The 16,278-nt window shown below is 64.0% G+C and carries 16 protein-coding genes; 8 read left to right on the plus strand and 8 right to left on the minus strand.

The genetic code is table 11. The annotated features are described in order from the left end of the window. Positions 1–4: 4 nt before the first annotated feature. The 4 genes from GEV39_RS19350 to rpoE all read right to left on the minus strand — a co-directional run bounded on the left by GEV39_RS19350 (position 5) and on the right by rpoE (position 3,796). Positions 5–1,438, minus strand: coding sequence for a DegQ family serine endoprotease (locus GEV39_RS19350; RefSeq protein WP_173890878.1), 1,434 nt, complete (start codon positions 1,436–1,438; stop codon positions 5–7). 176 nt (positions 1,439–1,614) lie between these two features. After that, complete coding sequence (locus GEV39_RS19355; RefSeq protein WP_173890879.1) at positions 1,615–2,580, minus strand: MucB/RseB C-terminal domain-containing protein; 966 nt, start codon at positions 2,578–2,580, stop codon at positions 1,615–1,617. Between the two features lie 12 nt (positions 2,581–2,592). Further along, positions 2,593–3,183, minus strand: coding sequence for a sigma-E factor negative regulatory protein (locus GEV39_RS19360; RefSeq protein ID WP_173890880.1), 591 nt, complete (start codon positions 3,181–3,183; stop codon positions 2,593–2,595). A 31-nt stretch (positions 3,184–3,214) separates the two neighbouring features. Next, positions 3,215–3,796 (minus strand): RNA polymerase sigma factor RpoE/AlgU, encoded by a 582-nt coding sequence (gene rpoE / locus GEV39_RS19365; RefSeq protein ID WP_003252049.1) that lies wholly within the window; start codon positions 3,794–3,796, stop codon positions 3,215–3,217. A 432-nt stretch (positions 3,797–4,228) separates the two neighbouring features. On the opposite strand from rpoE, the gene nadB reads away from it, so the two are divergent. Then, entirely contained in the window at positions 4,229–5,833 is a 1,605-nt protein-coding gene (nadB, locus tag GEV39_RS19370) for an L-aspartate oxidase (RefSeq protein WP_173890881.1), read from the plus strand. On the opposite strand, the gene GEV39_RS19375 is transcribed toward nadB, so the two are convergent. Both GEV39_RS19375 and GEV39_RS19380 read right to left on the minus strand, forming a co-directional pair. Continuing rightward, positions 5,820–6,284, minus strand: a complete 465-nt coding sequence (locus GEV39_RS19375; protein ID WP_173890882.1) for a protein YgfX — start codon at positions 6,282–6,284, stop codon at positions 5,820–5,822. The two genes, nadB and GEV39_RS19375, sit on opposite strands and share 14 nt — an antisense overlap. Further along, positions 6,268–6,522: an FAD assembly factor SdhE gene (locus GEV39_RS19380; RefSeq protein WP_009684770.1), complete on the minus strand. Its 255-nt coding sequence runs from the start codon at positions 6,520–6,522 to the stop codon at positions 6,268–6,270. Before GEV39_RS19380 ends, GEV39_RS19375 begins: the two co-directional genes overlap by 17 nt. A 133-nt stretch (positions 6,523–6,655) precedes the next feature. Here GEV39_RS19380 and ygfZ point away from each other — a divergent pair, with 133 nt between their 5' ends. Both ygfZ and GEV39_RS19390 read left to right on the plus strand, forming a co-directional pair. Continuing rightward, positions 6,656–7,597, plus strand: coding sequence for a CAF17-like 4Fe-4S cluster assembly/insertion protein YgfZ (ygfZ, locus tag GEV39_RS19385; RefSeq protein ID WP_173890883.1), 942 nt, complete (start codon positions 6,656–6,658; stop codon positions 7,595–7,597). A gap of 55 nt (positions 7,598–7,652) precedes the next feature. Next, complete coding sequence (locus GEV39_RS19390) at positions 7,653–8,459, plus strand: HDOD domain-containing protein (protein WP_173890884.1); 807 nt, start codon at positions 7,653–7,655, stop codon at positions 8,457–8,459. 48 nt (positions 8,460–8,507) lie between these two features. Here GEV39_RS19390 and tctE read toward each other — a convergent pair whose 3' ends face one another. Next, positions 8,508–9,887, minus strand: coding sequence for a two-component system sensor histidine kinase TctE (tctE, locus tag GEV39_RS19395; protein WP_173890885.1), 1,380 nt, complete (start codon positions 9,885–9,887; stop codon positions 8,508–8,510). After that, positions 9,880–10,551, minus strand: a complete 672-nt coding sequence (tctD, locus tag GEV39_RS19400; protein WP_173890886.1) for a two-component system response regulator TctD — start codon at positions 10,549–10,551, stop codon at positions 9,880–9,882. Before tctD ends, tctE begins: the two co-directional genes overlap by 8 nt. Positions 10,552–10,749: 198 nt before the next feature. Between tctD and GEV39_RS19405 the strand changes: the two genes are divergently transcribed. The 5 genes from GEV39_RS19405 to GEV39_RS19425 all read left to right on the plus strand — a co-directional run bounded on the left by GEV39_RS19405 (position 10,750) and on the right by GEV39_RS19425 (position 16,246). After that, the gene (locus GEV39_RS19405; RefSeq protein ID WP_009684775.1) at positions 10,750–12,039 is read left to right on the plus strand and encodes an OprD family porin; all 1,290 of its coding nucleotides are present in this window, start codon (positions 10,750–10,752) and stop codon (positions 12,037–12,039) included. A 45-nt stretch (positions 12,040–12,084) separates the two neighbouring features. Then, positions 12,085–13,065 (plus strand): Bug family tripartite tricarboxylate transporter substrate binding protein, encoded by a 981-nt coding sequence (locus tag GEV39_RS19410; RefSeq protein ID WP_054912178.1) that lies wholly within the window; start codon positions 12,085–12,087, stop codon positions 13,063–13,065. A gap of 183 nt (positions 13,066–13,248) precedes the next feature. Further along, positions 13,249–13,707: a tripartite tricarboxylate transporter TctB family protein gene (locus GEV39_RS19415; protein ID WP_173890887.1), complete on the plus strand. Its 459-nt coding sequence runs from the start codon at positions 13,249–13,251 to the stop codon at positions 13,705–13,707. Between the two features lie 3 nt (positions 13,708–13,710). Continuing rightward, on the plus strand, positions 13,711–15,225 hold the full coding sequence (locus GEV39_RS19420) for a tripartite tricarboxylate transporter permease (RefSeq protein WP_173890888.1): 1,515 nt from the start codon (positions 13,711–13,713) through the stop codon (positions 15,223–15,225). Next, a complete protein-coding gene (locus GEV39_RS19425; protein ID WP_173890889.1) occupies positions 15,218–16,246 on the plus strand; it encodes an AbrB family transcriptional regulator in 1,029 nt (342 codons plus the stop codon). Before GEV39_RS19420 ends, GEV39_RS19425 begins: the two co-directional genes overlap by 8 nt. Positions 16,247–16,278 lie beyond the last annotated feature (32 nt).

Consider the following 16,278-nt stretch of genomic DNA (forward strand, 5'->3'; position numbering starts at 1 on the left):
CCGCTTATTCAGCGAGCTTGAAGGTGATGAAGCTGGCACGGCCCTGACGCAGCACCCGCATCGACACCGAGCGGTTCTTCGGCAGTTCCTTGGCGATTTCGGTGAATTCCTTGGCCGAGCCAATGGCCTGGTTGTTCAGGTGGCTGATGACGTCACCCGGGCGCAGGCCAATGAGTGCTGCCGGCCCATCCTGGACCTCCTTGATCACCACGCCGCCCTTGAGCTCCAGGGATTTTTTCTGCTCGGCGGTCAGGTCGGCGACCGCGACACCCAGGCGATTGCTGCTGCGCTCGGCGCTGCCTTCAGCACCGGCGGTGATGTCGGCGTCGTCATCCGGCATGGCGCCCACGGCCACGTCCAGGGTCTGGCGCTTGCCGTTGCGGATGATTTCCAGCTTGGCTTTCTCACCATCCTTGAGGCTGCCGACCAGGTGCGGCAGGTCTGCCGACATGACGATCGGCTGGCCGTTCATGCTCAGGATCACGTCACCCACCTGCAAGCCGCCCTTGGCGGCCGGGCCGTTCTCCAGCACCTGGGCTACCAGGGCGCCGGCCGGCTTGTCGAGGCCGAAGGATTCGGCCAGGTCCTTGTTGACCTCCTGAATCACCACGCCCAGCCAGCCGCGGCTGACTTTGCCGTCTTTCTTCAACTGGTTGGAAACGTCGAGCGCCACATCGATCGGGATGGCGAACGAGAGGCCCATGAAGCCGCCCGAACGGGTGAAGATCTGCGAGTTGATACCCACCACTTCGCCCTTCATGTTGAACAGCGGACCACCGGAGTTACCCGGGTTGATGGCCACGTCGGTCTGGATGAACGGCACATAGGTATCGTTGGGCAGGGTGCGGCCCTTGGCGCTGACGATGCCCTTGGTCACCGAATGGTCGAAGCCGAAGGGCGAACCGATGGCCAATACCCACTCGCCCACCTTGAGCTTCTCGGAGTCACCCAGTTTCACGGTGGGCAGGTTCTTGCCATCGACCTTGAGCAAGGCCACGTCGGTACGGGGATCGGTGCCGATCAGCTTGGCCTGCAGCTCACTGCGGTCCGAAAGACGAACGATGATCTCGTCGGCATCGGCGACCACATGGTTGTTGGTCAACACATAGCCATCGCTGGAAATGATGAAGCCAGAGCCCAGCGACATGGCCTCACGCTGGCGATCGCCACGCGGCGAGCGCGGCTGTTGCGGCATGTTGCGCTCGAAGAATTCGCGGAACATCGGCGGCAGGCCTTCCAGGTCCGGCATCTGGCCCTGGGCGACGCGGCGGTCCGGCAGCTTCTGCTTGGTGCTGATGTTGACCACCGCGGGCGAGGCCTGCTCGACCAGCGTGGTGAAGTCCGGCAGGGCTTCGTCGGCCTGGGCGGTGAGCGCCTGGCCGAGCATCAGCACGGTGGCGACCATCATTAGGTAGGATTTCAAGCGTGGTATTGACATACGGCTCCCGTCACAACGAGCGGTAGTTAGAAAGGCCCCTGCACAAAACAGGAAAGGCCAGGCTCCTGAAAGCCTGACCTATAGAAAATTTGCCACAGGATTGCAAATGACAATGCTTTAATTTCATTTCAGGCGCATGCCTGCCTGGCTTTGGCGCGGGCCGCAAACGGGCACCGTTACTGGCTTGCCTGGCCATCCTGAGGTCGCATGGACAGGGCAACACGCTCTGCCGTACCCAAGGGGATTTCACCGACGACCGTCACCATGACCTTGCCCTTGGGCGTGTTCAGGCGACGTGAAACCGCCGACGTCGGCCCAAGCTGGGTGCGCACATCGTTACCAACATCATCCTTGACCGGTTCGAGGAACACCGAGAAGCGCGCCAGGCCATCGTCGTACATCAGGCTACTGACCGAACTGCCAAGCTTGGGGTCGCGGTGCACGGTGCTGTTGACCAGTTCGAAGCCTGGCGGCAACCAATCCGAACGCCAGGCGGCGATGCTATCGTTGCTGACCGAGGCCACATGCTGCACGGGCTTGCAGGCTGCGCTTGGTTGCAGCTCGCTGTCGCTGGGCAGGTCGTCGGTATCGAGACGGGTCATCTGGAACCGTTCCAGCAACTGCCCCTTGTCGTTGAGCATCAAGGAGCGCAGCGGCAGGCCGGTTTTGCGGTCCAGGTGCAATTCGAAGGCATAGCGGTGCTGGTCACGCGGCGTGAGCGTCACAATCACGGCGTCACGCCCGGCTACGCGGGACTTGCCCGCCACGCTCAGGTCGTACCAACCCATGAGCTTCAGCGGATCAAGCACACGCGGCGAAGTATCTGGAGGGCTGGTAACCCCGCTGGCCAAGGCGCCGCTGACACACGCCACCTTGCCATCCACGCGCACGATTTCCTCGGCAGCGCCGTCGAGCTGCAATAGCCGCTCGCTGACCTTACCGCCCTCTACCCTGTGCCAGATATCGTGGGAGGAAAAACTACCGTTGCGTTCGTAGACGAAAGAGCCTTGGTAGCTCTGTTTTTGCTCGGCCTGTGCCAGCTTGTTCAGCCATTCACTCGCCTCGGGCGAAGAATTGGCTGCCAACGCTGGCACCGTCATGCAGCTGCCAACCAGCAGCGTCAGGAGAGGTAGCGCGCGCATGATCCTCCTTACTTAACGGTTTTCCAGGCTGGCAGCGCGGGCATACGGCAGTGCAGTTTCAGTACCCTTGAGCGCAGACTCCTGAGCATGCTGGCGCAGGTAACCTGGGAGACGCTGGTCCCAGCCGGCTTGGTTCTGCAACACACCGTTGGCCATTGGCCCGGTAGGTTGCTCGCTGCTCTCGGTATAACCTGCCAACACTGCAGGGCCCTGTGCTTGTGGCACGCTCACGCCCTGCTGGACCGGCTGCTGGGCAGCCAGCTCGGCACCGGTGATCTCGTCCTGGTTGTACATGCGCACACCCGCCAGCACGGCCACGGTGACCGAAGCAGCCACAGCCAGGCGGCCGATGCTGCGCCACGCGCTCTTGTTGACCTTGGCCGGCACGGCCTCATCGGCCAGCGCCGCGGAAACCGCCGAGGCGATATCCAGGTTGGGCAGCAGCAACTCCTTGTGCATGGCTGCGCGGGCTACCTGGTAACGGGACCAGGTGGCACGGGTTTCGGCTTCGTCGACGGCGTTCAACACCCGACGCAATTCCAGTTCGTCCGCTTCGTTATCCATTACCGCGGACAGCGATTCCTGCAAAGCTTCACGACTCATGGCGGTTCCTCTCTTGGCTGTCGCCGCTGTCTCAGGTTTCCTGCAACAACGGTTGCAGGGCTTTGTCTATGGCCTCCCGAGCGCGGAAGATTCGAGAGCGCACGGTACCCACCGGACATTGCATGACACTGGCAATGTCTTCGTAACTCAGGCCATCGAACTCACGCAGGGTAAGCGCCGTGCGCAGGTCTTCGGGCAGTTGCTGGATGGTGCGATGGACGGTGCCTTCGATCTCATCCCGCAACAACGAGCGTTCTGGAGACTCAAGATCCTTGAGGCCATGATCGCCGTCGTAAAACTCCGCATCCTCGGAGCTGACATCGCTGTCTGGCGGCCGTCTTCCACGGGACACCAGATAGTTCTTCGCCGTGTTGATGGCGATGCGGTACAGCCACGTGTAAAACGCACTGTCGCCGCGGAAATTGCCAAGTGCACGGTAGGCCTTGATAAAGGCTTCCTGCGCAACATCCTGGGCCTCGTGGGTATCGTGAACGAACCGCACGATCAACCCGAGAATCTTGTGCTGATACTTCAGCACCAACAGATCGAACGCTCGCCTGTCGCCGCGCTGCACGCGCTCGACAAGTTGCTGATCCTCTTCCTGGGTTAGCATGAACACTCCTCAGTGAACTCGAAGGAGCGTTGCAACAGCCATCGCTCAGGCTTGCAACCATAGACTCGGGCTTTTCGCAAAAGTTCTCCCCTCCAAGCAAGTTTCCTGCAGCCCTTGGTCGGCTTGCACGGAAGACAAGGCACGGTCATCGCCGGCTTCGTCGATAATCAGGTTACGTGTACGCAGGGACAGCCTGGACAGGCCTGCAGCCCTGCGTCGCCGCGGCAATTTGTGGCGTGCGGGCAGCCTTCATAGGATTTCCGGCCATGCCGGAAAGTTCCCACAAAGGTTGGCCACGCTGGCAGCTGGCATGGAAATTGGCCACCGGGGGCTGCTATAAAGGCAACCCGGTCGAGCGAACAATAGTTTCACTATGCCACCTGCGCGTGGCTATTGTGCCGCGCCCCCTCCAAAGATTACTAGTGTCCCGACATGAGCCAACAATTCCAACATGATGTCCTGGTGATCGGCAGCGGTGCCGCCGGTCTCAGCCTGGCACTCAACCTCCCCAGCCACCTGCGTATCGCCGTGCTGAGCAAGGGCGACCTGGCCAATGGCTCGACCTTCTGGGCCCAGGGCGGTGTCGCTGCGGTGCTGGACAATACCGACACGGTGCAGTCGCATGTGGAGGATACCCTCAATGCTGGCGGCGGCCTGTGCCATGAAGACGCCGTACGCTTCACTGTCGAGCACAGCCGCGAAGCCATACAGTGGCTGATCGAACAAGGCGTACCGTTTACCCGCGACGAGCACTACAGCGTCGACGATGGCGGCTTCGAGTTCCACCTTACCCGCGAGGGAGGCCATAGCCACCGGCGAATCATCCACGCCGCCGATGCGACCGGTGCCGCCATTTTCACCACGCTGCTCAAGCAGGCCCGCTCGCGCCCGAATATCGAGCTGCTGGAACAGCGCGTGGCAGTCGACCTGATCACCGAGCGGCGCCTGGGCCTGCCCGGCGAACGCTGCCTGGGCGCCTATGTGCTCAACCGCAACAGTGGTGAGGTCGACACCTTCGGGGCACGCTTCACCGTGCTGGCCACTGGCGGCGCGGCCAAGGTCTACCTGTACACCAGCAACCCCGACGGCGCGTGTGGCGATGGCATTGCCATGGCCTGGCGGGCCGGTTGCCGGGTGGCGAACCTGGAGTTCAACCAGTTCCACCCGACCTGCCTGTATCACCCGCAGGCCAAGAGCTTCCTGATCACCGAGGCCCTGCGTGGCGAGGGCGCCCTGCTGCGCCTGCCCAATGGCGAGCGTTTCATGCCGCGTTTCGACCCGCGCGAAGAACTGGCGCCCCGCGATATCGTCGCCCGCGCCATTGACCACGAAATGAAGCGCCTGGGTGTGGACTGCGTGTACCTGGACATCACTCACAAGCCAGCCGAGTTCATCAAGGGCCACTTCCCCACCGTGTACGAGCGGTGCCTGGCGTTTGGCATCGACATCACCCGCCAGCCGATTCCGGTGGTGCCTGCAGCGCACTACACCTGCGGCGGCGTAATGGTCGACGACCGCGGCCACACCGATGTGCCGGGTTTGTACGCCATTGGCGAAACCAGTTTCACGGGCCTGCATGGCGCCAACCGCATGGCCAGCAACTCACTGCTGGAGTGCTTTGTGTATGGCCGCGCCGCTGCTGCCGACATCGAGGCCAACCTGCAGCAGGTGAGCATGCCCAAGGCTCTGCCGGGTTGGGACGCCAGCCAGGTGACCGATTCGGACGAGGACGTGATCATCGCGCACAACTGGGACGAGTTGCGGCGGTTCATGTGGGACTACGTGGGTATCGTGCGCACCAGCAAGCGCCTACAGCGCGCGCAGCACCGCATTCGGCTGCTGCTGGATGAAATCGACGAGTTCTACAGTAACTACAAGGTCAGCCGCGACCTGATCGAACTGCGCAACCTGGCACAGGTGGCCGAGCTGATGATCCTGTCGGCAATGCAGCGCAAGGAGAGCCGCGGCTTGCATTACACCTTGGATTACCCGGGCATGCTGGACGAAGCAAAGGACACGGTGCTCAGCCCGACCTGAGCGCTGTAGCGCCCCAGCGCCGCCGGCTGAATTTCAACCGCACCCGCAACCGCCGATGCTCATCCGCGCCCAGGGCATCCGGCGGTACACACTGGCTTTGCCCCAACCAGCGCCCGGCGCGCTCAAAGCGCACCACCACCAACCCAGGCAGGGCCATGCTGTCCCGGCACAGCCGCACCGGCTGCCAGCCACCACCACGGGTGTACACCTGCCAGCCGCGCACATCACGGCGCAACCCGGTAACGGCCTGTTCATGGGTCAACAGAATACGGCGGGGAATCGCCCAGGCAGCGTGGGCAAGGCAGGCAATGATGAGGGTAAACGCCAGCCAGGCTGGCAGCGCACTTGCCCACGCGGCCAGCCCAGCTACCCCCTGGCATGCCAGGTAGACCGCCAGCAGCCGGCGCGAGCCCTGCCAGCGGCACTCATAACACTCACTTGGGCTGGACACGGTCCAGAATGATGCGGACCATGCGCTGCAGCTCCGGGTCTTCAGACTCGGTGCGCTCCATGAACCAGCCGAACATGTCCTGATCCTCGCAGCTCAACAGGCGCACGTACAGCTCGCGGTCGGCCTCGTTGAGGGTGGGGTAGACTTCTTGGGTGAAAGGCACCAGCAGCACGTCCAGTTCCAGCATGCCGCGGCGGCTGTGCCAGAACAGCCGGTTGAGTTCAGTTTGTTCGACCATGGGGCCCTCCTCGAATGGCCCGCCAGTATACAGGCAGGCGAGCGCAGCGGCACCGGGCGTTGGTCTACTCACCTACCTATTTTGTTACCGGCGTTCTATGATGGCCGCCAGTCTTTAGCCACCGCGATGACCCATGGCCGATTCCGCTTTCTACTGCCCCCTGTCCCACGAGGGCATCCTCGCCGTCCGCGGCTCCGATGCAGGCAAGTTCCTGCAAGGCCAGCTGACCTGCAACATCAACTATCTCAGCCAGGAACACGCCGGCCTCGGCGCCCGCTGCATGGTCAAGGGGCGCATGCAGTCGAGCTTCCGTATCCTGCCCGAAGGCAACGGCTACCTGCTGGCCATGGCCAGCGAGCTGCTCGAGGCGCAATTGGCCGACCTGAAGAAGTACGCCGTGTTTTCAAAGGCCACGCTCACCGATGAGAGCAGCGCCTGGGCGCGCTTCGGCCTGCAAGGGGGCGAAGCGGCATTGCAAGCACTGGGGATCGACCTGCCCAGCGCTGCGGGCAGCACCGTGCGCCACGCCGGGCTGATTGCGATCACTGCGTCCGCCGGCCGCGCAGAGCTGTGGGTAGCGGCGGACAACGCCGAGCCCGTGCGCCAGGCCCTCGCCGCCGCCCTGCCCGAAGGCAGCCTCAACGACTGGCTGCTCGGCCAGGTCCGCGCCGGCATCGGCCAGGTCATGGGGCCGACCCGCGAGCTGTTCATTCCCCAGATGATCAACCTGCAAGCCGTCGATGGCGTCAGCTTCAAGAAAGGCTGCTACACCGGCCAGGAAATCGTCGCGCGCATGCAGTACCTGGGCAAGCTCAAGCGCCGTCAGTACCGCCTGGCGCTGGGCCAGGCAGCCATTCCGGCGCCGGGGGCGGAAATCTTCTCGCCCACCCACGGCTCGTCGGTCGGTGAAGTGGTGCTGGCCGCCAGCAACGGTGCTGGCTGCGAATTGCTCGCCGTGCTGAGTGCCGAGGCGGTTGAAGACGACAACCTGCACCTGGGCAGCCTGGAAGGCCCGCGCCTGCAAGTGCTGACCCTGCCTTACGAACTGGACCGCGACCGGGAAATCCAGCGCTGACCAGCCTGCCCCGCCCGCGTGGCGGGGCCGCACCACCACTGCGGTAGACACGCCCATGAACAAGCTGGCCGAGATGGTTCAAGCACAGTTGCTCGATGCCATCGAAAAGGATGACCTGGTCCTGCCGACCCTGCCCGAAGTTGCCTTGAGCATCCGTGAGGCCGCAGAAGACAGCGAGATCAGCGTAGCGGCCCTGAGCAAGGTGATCGGCCGCGATGCAGCGCTTTCGGCGCGCCTGATCAAGGTCGTCAACAGCCCACTGCTGCGCGCGGCAGTAGAAGTGACCGACCTGCACACCGCCATCACGCGGCTGGGCATCAACTACAGCTGCAACCTCGCCATCGGCCTGGTGATCGAGCAGATTTTTCACGCCCGCTCATCGGCCGTGGAACAAAAGTTGCGGGAAATTTGGGCCAACAGCCTGGAAGTGGCCGGCATCAGTTACGAACTCAGCCGCCGTTACACCCAACTCAAACCTGAACAGGCGACCCTGGGTGGGCTCGTCAATCAGATTGGCGCGCTGCCGGTGCTGATTTACGCCGAAGAGCACAACGAACTGCTGTCCGACCCGGTGTGCCTGCATTATGTGATCGAGCAGATCCAGCCGGCGCTGGGTGACAAGATTCTCAAGGCGTGGGAGTTTCCGGAGCAACTGGTCAACCTGCCCTCGCAGGTTCAGGACCTGGACCGCCAGACTGACAAGGCCGACTATATCGACATCGTGCAGATCGCGCGTTGCATCAGCCAGCGCGAGCGCCAGCGGCCGTTGGCGGCGCTGCCGGCGTACCGCCACCTGGGCTTGCCGTTCGGTACCGAGCTTGAGGTGGAAGAGCTGCTTGAGGCGCGGAGCATGTTGCGCTGACCCGTTCAAACCTGCGCTGGCCAGCGGTGGGCCAGCACAGGTACCCCGTCAATCCGCGATAAAACTCACCCGCACCCGTAACCCGCCCTTTGCGCCATCATGCAGGCTCACCTGCGCTAGGTGCGCCCGACAGATCTCGCCCACGATGGCCAGCCCCAACCCGCTACCCTGCGCACTGCGCCGGTAGAACCGCTCGAAGACCCGCTCGCGCTCAGCCTCGGGAATGCCCGGCCCGTCGTCTTCCACCTCCAGCACGGCCGGGGCCAGCACGCGAATGATCACATTGCCGCCCTGCGGTGTATGCGCCAGGGCATTGTCCACCAGGTTGCTCAACAGCTCGTTGAGCAACGTCGGTTCGCCTTTCAGCCAGACCGCCGCCTCGGCCTCCAGCGCCAGCGCAACGCCGCGCTTGTGCGCCAGTGGCGCCATGGCCATGCCCAGCTCCCGGGCCAGTTGGCTCAAGTCCAGGCGCTGCGCACCGCCCTCGGCAATCGCCCGCGCGCCGTTCTCTACCCGGGCCAATGACAGCAACTGGTTGGCCAGGTGGGTCAACCTGTCGGTGCCCTGGGCGGCGGACTCCAACGTTTCCCGCCACGCCTGCGGCTCCGGCGAGCGCAGGCCCAACTCGACGCGCGCCTTCAAGGCCGCCAGCGGCGTGCGCAGTTCGTGCGCGGCATCAGCAATGAACTGCGCCTGGCGCTCGAACTGGCCACGCAGACGTTCAGTGAAATGATTCAAGGCACGCACCAATGGGCCCAACTCACGCTGCACCTGCACCACCGGCAGCGCCCGCAGGTCATCGGGCTGGCGCTCCTCCACCGCTGTGCGCAGGCGCTCCAGCGGCCGCAGCGCCGCACTGACGGCGAACCACACCATCACCAGCGCCGCCAGCGCCAGCATGCCCAGGCGCAGCAAAGTATCGGCCATCAAGCCGCGGGCCATGCTCACCCGCGCCTCCTCGGTCTCGGCCACCCGGATTTCCGCCATGCCATTCATGTTCGGCTCACTCACCGCCTTCAGCAAACTGACAACGCGCACGTCCTGGCCCAGGTAGGTGGCGTTGTAGAACCGCGCCAGCGCCGGGTAATCATCGGTGCGGGGCGTGCCAGGTGGCGGTGGCGGCAGGTTCTCGTAACCGGAAATCAGCCGCTGCTGGATATCGAGCACGGTGTAGTAAATGCGCCCGGCGCTGTCGTAGGCGAAGGTGTCCAGCGCCACGTAAGGCACGTCGGCGCTCAGCGAGCCATCGCGCTGCGACAGCCCCGCGGCGATGGTCCGTGCCGAGGCCAGCAGGGTACGGTCGTAGGCGGTATCGGCAGCCTCACGACCATTCCAGTAGGCGCTAAGGCCGCTGGCCAGCATCAGCACCACCAGCAGCAACGCCAGGTTGCCCATCAAGCGCCCGCGCAGGCTGCCATTGTCACGCATCGCGGTGCTCTAGCAGGTAGCCCAGGCCGCGGAAGGTGACGATGGCTACCGGCTGGCCGTCGAGCTTCTTGCGCAAGCGGTGGATGTAGATTTCGATGGCATCGTGGCTGGCCTCCTCGTCCAGGCCGAAGACCTGGGCGGCCAGCTGTTCCTTGCTCATCACCCGGCCCGGGCGGGCGATCAGCGCCTCGAGCACACTCTGCTCACGGGAGGTCAGGGTCAGGTTGTCGTCGCCAAGGGCAAAACGCCGGGTATCGAGGTCGTACACCAACGGCCCGCAGCGCTGCTGGCGCTCCCCACCAAGCACGCTGCGCCGCAGCAGGGCTTTGACCCGGGCTTCCAGCTCGGTCAGCTCGAACGGTTTGGCCAGGTAGTCATCGGCCCCCAGGTTCAGGCCGTGGACCCGGTCCTTGACATCGCTGCGGGCGGTCAGCATCAACACTGGCAGGGTCTTGCCGCGCCCACGCAAACGCGCCAGCACTTCAAAACCATCCATGCGCGGCAAGCCGACATCCAGCACGGCTACTGCGTATTCTTCGCTGGCCAGGGCCAGGTCGGCGGCCACGCCGTCATGCAGCACATCCACGGTCAGGCCCATGCTTTTCAAGGCCAAGGCCACGCTTTCGGCCAGTTGCAGGTGGTCTTCGACCAGCAGCACACGCATCGGTTTCTCCCTCTTGGCTGGGGCAATGGCGCGGAGTGTACCGCTGTCGCCGGGCCTGTGAAGCCCCTTGTAGCAACCTTTCAGGTTGAAAGGTTAGCGAAAGGTTCGTTGCCTAGCATCGCCCTACGGTCGCGCCTCGCACCGAAAAAAGCACCAGCAAGGTGCAACGAATAAGAACAATAAACGGAGTCATCGACGATGCTGTCAGCACAGCCGCAGGCGTTTGCGCCTACCCGTTCCTTTGCCTCACGCCCCAGCACCCTCGCCAGCGCCCTTGCGCTCGCCGGTGTCGCCCCGCTGAGCCAGGCCGCCTTCTTCGAAGACAGCACGGCCACCTTCGAAACCCGCAACATGTACTTCAACCGCGATTTCCGCGACGGCACCAGCGCGCAACAATCCAAGCGCGATGAATGGGCCCAGGGCTTCATGCTCAACTTCGAGTCCGGCTACACCGATGGCACCGTAGGCTTCGGCGTGGACGCGCTGGGCATGCTCGGTATCAAGCTCGACTCCAGCCCGGACCGCACCGATACCGGCCTGCTACCGACCCACGATGACGGCAAGGCTGCCGACGAATACTCCAAGCTGGGCCTGACCGGCAAGGTCAAGGTGTCCCAGACCGAACTGAAGATCGGTACGCTGATCCCCGAACTGCCAACCCTGCAACCGAACGACGGCCGCATCCTGCCGCAAACCTTCGAAGGCGGCCTGCTCACCTCGAAGGAAATAAAGGGCCTGACGTTCACTGGCGGGCGCCTGGACAAAGCCAAGGACCGTAACGACACCAATTGGGAAGACCTGGCCCTGAACAACAAGAATGGCCGCTTCGGTGGTTCGTTCAGCGCCGATCACCTGGCCCTGGGTGGGCTCGACTACCAGTTCACCGACCGTATCACCGGCAGCTATCACTTCGCCCAACTCGACGATATCTACCGCCAGCACTTCATCGGCATGGTCGCCACCCAGCCCTGGGGCCCAGGCACCCTCGGTGCCGACCTGCGCCTGGCCATCAGTGACGACGCCGGTGCCGCCAAAGCTGGCAACATCGACAACACCACCTTCAACGGCATGCTCAGCTACGCCCTGGGTGGGCACAAGGTCAGTGGCGCGTGGCAGCAATTGTCGGGCGACAGCGCGTTCCCTTATGTGGATGGCGCCGACCCCTACCTGGTCAACTTCGTGCAGATCAACGACTTCGCAGGCAAGGACGAGCGTTCCTGGCAGGCGCGCTACGACTACAACTTCGCCGCCCTGGGCGTGCCCGGCCTGACCTTCATGACCCGCTACATCAGCGGCGACAACGTCAGCCGCGCCGCCGGTGGCGAAGGCAAAGAGTGGGAACGCGACACCGAAATGAAGTACGTCGTACAAAGCGGCCCGTTGAAGAACGTGGCCGTGCGTTTGCGCAACGCCACATTCCGCTCCAACCTCGCCCGCGATGCCGACGAAGTGCGGCTGCTGGTGAGCTACAGCGTGGCGCTGTGGTAAGCCGCTAGCCTAACCCGATAACAACAACATTCACGGAGATCGACGATGACCTTTTCACTGCGCCGCCTCGTCCTCGCTACCGGCTGCCTGCTGTTGGCCGGCAACGCCCTCGCTGCCGAACCGAAACGCCCCGAATGTATCGCCCCCGCCTCGCCGGGCGGCGGCTTCGACCTGACCTGCAAGTTGGTGCAAAGCGCCCTGGTGCAGGAAAAGATCCTCAGCAAACCCATGCGCGTCACCTACATGCCCGGCGGTGTCGGCGCGGTGGCGTACAACGCCGTGGTCGCCCAACGCCCGGCTGACGCCGGCACACTGGTGGCCTGGTCCAGCGGTTCGTTGCTGAACCTGGCCCAGGGCAAGTTCGGCCGCTTCGACGAAAACGCCGTGAAATGGCTGGCCGCGGTCGGCACCAGCTACGGCGCCATCGCGGTGAAGAGCGACTCGCCCTACAAGACCCTCGACGACCTGGTCGCAGCACTGAAGAAAGACCCGAGCAAAGTGGTGATCGGCTCTGGCGGCACCGTCGGCAGCCAGGACTGGATGCAGACCGCCCTGATCGCCAAGGCCGCCGGGATCAACCCGCGCGACCTGCGCTACGTGGCTCTGGAAGGCGGCGGCGAAATTGCCACGGCCCTGCTGGGCGGCCACATCCAGGTGGGCTCGACCGACATTTCAGACTCCATGCCGCACATTCAGAGCGGCAACATGCGCATCCTCGCGGTGTTCTCGGAAAACCGCCTGGACGAGCCGGAGATGAAAGACATCCCGACTGCCAAGGAGCAGGGCTATGACATCGTCTGGCCGGTGGTGCGCGGTTTCTACCTGGGGCCAAAGGTCAGCGACGAGGATTACGCCTGGTGGAAGCAGTCGTTCGACAAGATGCTGGCTTCGGAGGACTTCGCCAAACTGCGCGACCAACGCGAGCTGTTCCCGTTCGCCATGACCGGCGAGGAACTGGACGGCTATGTGAAGAAGCAAGTGGCTGACTACAAGACGCTGGCCAAGGAATTTGGCCTGATCCAGTAAACCTGCCGGATCCACCACCATCCCTGTGTAGGAGCGGCCTTGCGTCGCGATCGGGCCGCAAAGTGGCCCCTGGAACAGCCTTGCGATGCTTCAGACAGATCGCAGAGGCTGGCTTTGCGGCCGCTTCGCGCCCGATCGCGACACAAGGCCGCTCCTACAAGCGATCCCAACGAGGATTCCTTCATGATCCTGCAACGCCTCTTCGCCCTGGTCTTGCTGGCGGTGTGCGCCGTGCTTGCCGTAATGGCCTGGCCCTACCAGGCGGCGTTTTCCTACGAGCCGGTGGGCCCGCGTGCCTACCCACTGCTGATGCTCGGCCTGATGGGCCTGGGCCTACTGTACCTGGCTATCCGCCCGACCCCGATCGTGCGCAAGGACGACGAACCAGAACTGGACCGCGCGACCCTGATCAAGATCGCCGCGTGCGTCGGCCTGCTGCTGGTTTTCGCCGCCACCTTCGAACCCCTGGGCTTCATCCTCAGTGCCATCCTGGTGGGCCTGCCCATGGCGCACCTGTACGGCGGCCGCTGGCTGCACAGCGCCATGGTGGTGGTGGGCATGAGCATCTTCCTCTACTGGCTGTTCGACCGCGTGATGGACGTGCCACTGCCCCTTGGCCTGCTGAGCGTACTGGAGAACTGACACATGGATACCTTGAGCTACCTGGGCCAGGGCTTCGGCGTTGCCCTGTCCCCCTATAACCTGGTCACCGCCCTGTCCGGCACCTTGATCGGCACCGTGGTCGGCCTGCTGCCGGGCCTGGGCCCGATCAACGGCGTGGCCCTGCTGATCCCGATTGCCTTCGCCCTCGGCCTGCCGCCAGAGTCGGCGCTGATCCTGCTGGCAGCGGTGTACCTGGGCTGCGAATATGGCGGGCGCATCAGCTCGATTCTGCTGAACATCCCGGGCGAGGCTTCGACCGTGATGACCACCCTCGACGGTTACCCGATGGCCCGCCAGGGCCTGGCGGGCGTCGCCCTGTCACTGTCGGCCTGGAGTTCGTTCATCGGTGCGCTCATCGCTACCTGCGGCATGGTGCTATTCGCTCCACTGCTGGCCAAATGGGCGATTGCTTTCGGCCCCGCGGAGTACTTCGTGCTGATGGTGTTCGCCATCGTCGCCCTTGGCGGCATGGCCGGTGACAAACCGCTGAAAACCTTCATTGCCGCATTGATCGGGCTTTTCCTGTCGGCGGTCGGTATCGACGCCAACAGCGGCGTCTACCGCTTCACCGGCGACAGCGTGCACCTGGCCGATGGCATCCAGTTCGTGGTGTTGGTACTGGGCCTGTTCTCGATCAGCGAAATCCTCCTGCTGCTGGAAAAGACCCACCATGGCCACCAGGCGGTCAAAGCCACCGGGCGTATGCTGTTCAACTTCAAGGAAGCGGCTTCGGTGTTCGTGGTGAATATCCGCTGCGGCCTGCTCGGTTTCATCATGGGCGTGCTGCCGGGCGCTGGCGCCACGCTGGCCAGCGCCGTGGCCTACATGACCGAAAAACGCCTCGCCGGCACCAGCGGCAAGTTCGGCAAGGGCGACGCCCGTGGCCTGGCGGCACCCGAAACCGCCATTGGTGCTTCCTGCTGTGGCGCCCTGGTGCCCATGCTGACGCTGGGCGTACCGGGCTCCGGTACCACCGCGGTGATGATCGGTGCACTGACCCTGTACAACATCACCCCAGGCCCCCTGCTGTTCGAGCAGCAGCCGGACATCGTCTGGGGCCTGATCGCCTCGCTGTTCATCGCCAACATCATGCTGGTGATCCTCAACATCCCGATGATCCGCATCTTCACCCGCATCCTGGCTGTACCAAACTGGGCGCTGGTGCCGGTGATCGCCATCATCACCGCAATCGGCGTGTACGCCGTGCATGCCACCACCTTCGACCTGTTCCTGATGGTCGGCATCGGTATCATGGGCTACATCCTGCGCAAGCTGGACTTCCCGCTGTCGCCGATCCTGCTGGGCTTCATCCTCGGCGGCCTGATGGAACAGAACCTGCGCCGCGCGCTGTCGATTTCCAACGGTGAACTGGGCATCCTCTGGTCAAGCCCCATCAGCCTGTCGGTATGGGGGCTGACCCTGTGCATGCTGGCCCTGCCGCTGCTACGCAGCTGGCGCAAACGGGCGCAGCAGCGTCGGGCCATGGCCGATGCCTGACCGGTCACTGCCGCTGTACGTTGCAACCGGGCTGGTCGGCCTTGCTGGGGGTTTTGCCGCCAGCAAGGTCGGCTGGCCTTTGCCGTGGATGATCGGCTCGCTGCTGGCGATCATCCTGGTGCGCTGCCTGACGCCCTGGCAATTGCCGGAAATACCCAATGGCCGCAAATGCGGGCAGTGGGTCATCGGCATCGGCATTGGCCTGCACTTCACCCCGGCGGTGATCGAGCAGGTCGCCAGCCACTTCGCCCTGATTTTCTTCAGCGCGGTGTTCACTACCGTGACCAGCGTGATCAGCGTGTGGCTGCTCAGGCGCAGCGGCGAGGACCGCGCCACTGCGTTCTTCGCCAGCATGCCCGGCGGTTCGGGGGAGATGGTCAACCTTGGCGCGCGCAACGGCGCGGTGCTCAGCCAGGTGGCGGCCGCGCAGAGCCTGCGCGTGCTGGCTGTGGTGTTGTGCGTACCGGCAGTATTCAAGTACCTGCTGGGCGACGGCGTCGCGCTCAACCACGCAGGCAGCGTAAGCTGGAGCTGGTTGGCCCTGATTGCCCCGCTGGGCATTGCCGTGGCCCTGCTGTGGCAGCGCTTGCGCCAACCCAACCCGTGGTTGTTCGGGCCGCTGCTGGTGGCGGCCTCGGTGAGCCTGGCCGCCAACCTGCAGATCGCCCTGCCCAACGGCGCCAGCCAGATCGGCCAATGGTTGATTGGCAGCGCCCTGGCCTGCCACTTCAACCGGGAATTCTTCCGCCGCGCGCCATCGTTTCTCGCCCGCACCCTGCTGGCCACGGCATTGTGCATGGCCATTGCCGCCCTGGCCGCCTGGGCACTGAGCGTCCTGACGGCACTGGACTTGCGCTCGCTGACGCTGGGCATGATGCCAGGCGGGATTGCCGAAATGAGCCTGACCGCAGAGACACTGCAGCTGTCGGTGCCCCTGGTGACGGCACTGCAGGTGATGCGGCTGCTGCTGGTGCTGTTTTTGGCCGAGCCGTTGTTCCGCGCGTGGAACGCCAGGCCTTGATGAACACAGCGCCCGGCGAGCGGCGAACCTGC

This window comes from Pseudomonas sp. NY5710 (genome assembly GCF_013305665.1).
Classification (GTDB): Bacteria; Pseudomonadota; Gammaproteobacteria; order Pseudomonadales; family Pseudomonadaceae; genus Aquipseudomonas; species Aquipseudomonas juntendi.

What these genes read in the sequence shown, in the direction of transcription:
- tctD (WP_173890886.1), bottom strand. Translation starts at nt 10,551, where the DNA reads ATGCGTGTGCTGCTGGTCGAAGACCACCTGCAACTGGCCGAAAGCGTG.
- GEV39_RS19355 (WP_173890879.1), bottom strand. Translation starts at nt 2,580, where the DNA reads ATGCGCGCGCTACCTCTCCTGACGCTGCTGGTTGGCAGCTGCATGACG.
- ygfZ (WP_173890883.1), top strand. Translation starts at nt 6,656, where the DNA reads ATGGCCGATTCCGCTTTCTACTGCCCCCTGTCCCACGAGGGCATCCTC.
- GEV39_RS19425 (WP_173890889.1), top strand. Translation starts at nt 15,218, where the DNA reads ATGCCTGACCGGTCACTGCCGCTGTACGTTGCAACCGGGCTGGTCGGC.
- GEV39_RS19360 (WP_173890880.1), bottom strand. Translation starts at nt 3,183, where the DNA reads ATGAGTCGTGAAGCTTTGCAGGAATCGCTGTCCGCGGTAATGGATAAC.
- GEV39_RS19420 (WP_173890888.1), top strand. Translation starts at nt 13,711, where the DNA reads ATGGATACCTTGAGCTACCTGGGCCAGGGCTTCGGCGTTGCCCTGTCC.
- GEV39_RS19405 (WP_009684775.1), top strand. Translation starts at nt 10,750, where the DNA reads ATGCTGTCAGCACAGCCGCAGGCGTTTGCGCCTACCCGTTCCTTTGCC.
- GEV39_RS19380 (WP_009684770.1), bottom strand. Translation starts at nt 6,522, where the DNA reads ATGGTCGAACAAACTGAACTCAACCGGCTGTTCTGGCACAGCCGCCGC.
- GEV39_RS19415 (WP_173890887.1), top strand. Translation starts at nt 13,249, where the DNA reads ATGATCCTGCAACGCCTCTTCGCCCTGGTCTTGCTGGCGGTGTGCGCC.
- nadB (WP_173890881.1), top strand. Translation starts at nt 4,229, where the DNA reads ATGAGCCAACAATTCCAACATGATGTCCTGGTGATCGGCAGCGGTGCC.
- tctE (WP_173890885.1), bottom strand. Translation starts at nt 9,887, where the DNA reads ATGCGTGACAATGGCAGCCTGCGCGGGCGCTTGATGGGCAACCTGGCG.
- GEV39_RS19390 (WP_173890884.1), top strand. Translation starts at nt 7,653, where the DNA reads ATGAACAAGCTGGCCGAGATGGTTCAAGCACAGTTGCTCGATGCCATC.
- rpoE (WP_003252049.1), bottom strand. Translation starts at nt 3,796, where the DNA reads ATGCTAACCCAGGAAGAGGATCAGCAACTTGTCGAGCGCGTGCAGCGC.
- GEV39_RS19410 (WP_054912178.1), top strand. Translation starts at nt 12,085, where the DNA reads ATGACCTTTTCACTGCGCCGCCTCGTCCTCGCTACCGGCTGCCTGCTG.
- GEV39_RS19350 (WP_173890878.1), bottom strand. Translation starts at nt 1,438, where the DNA reads ATGTCAATACCACGCTTGAAATCCTACCTAATGATGGTCGCCACCGTG.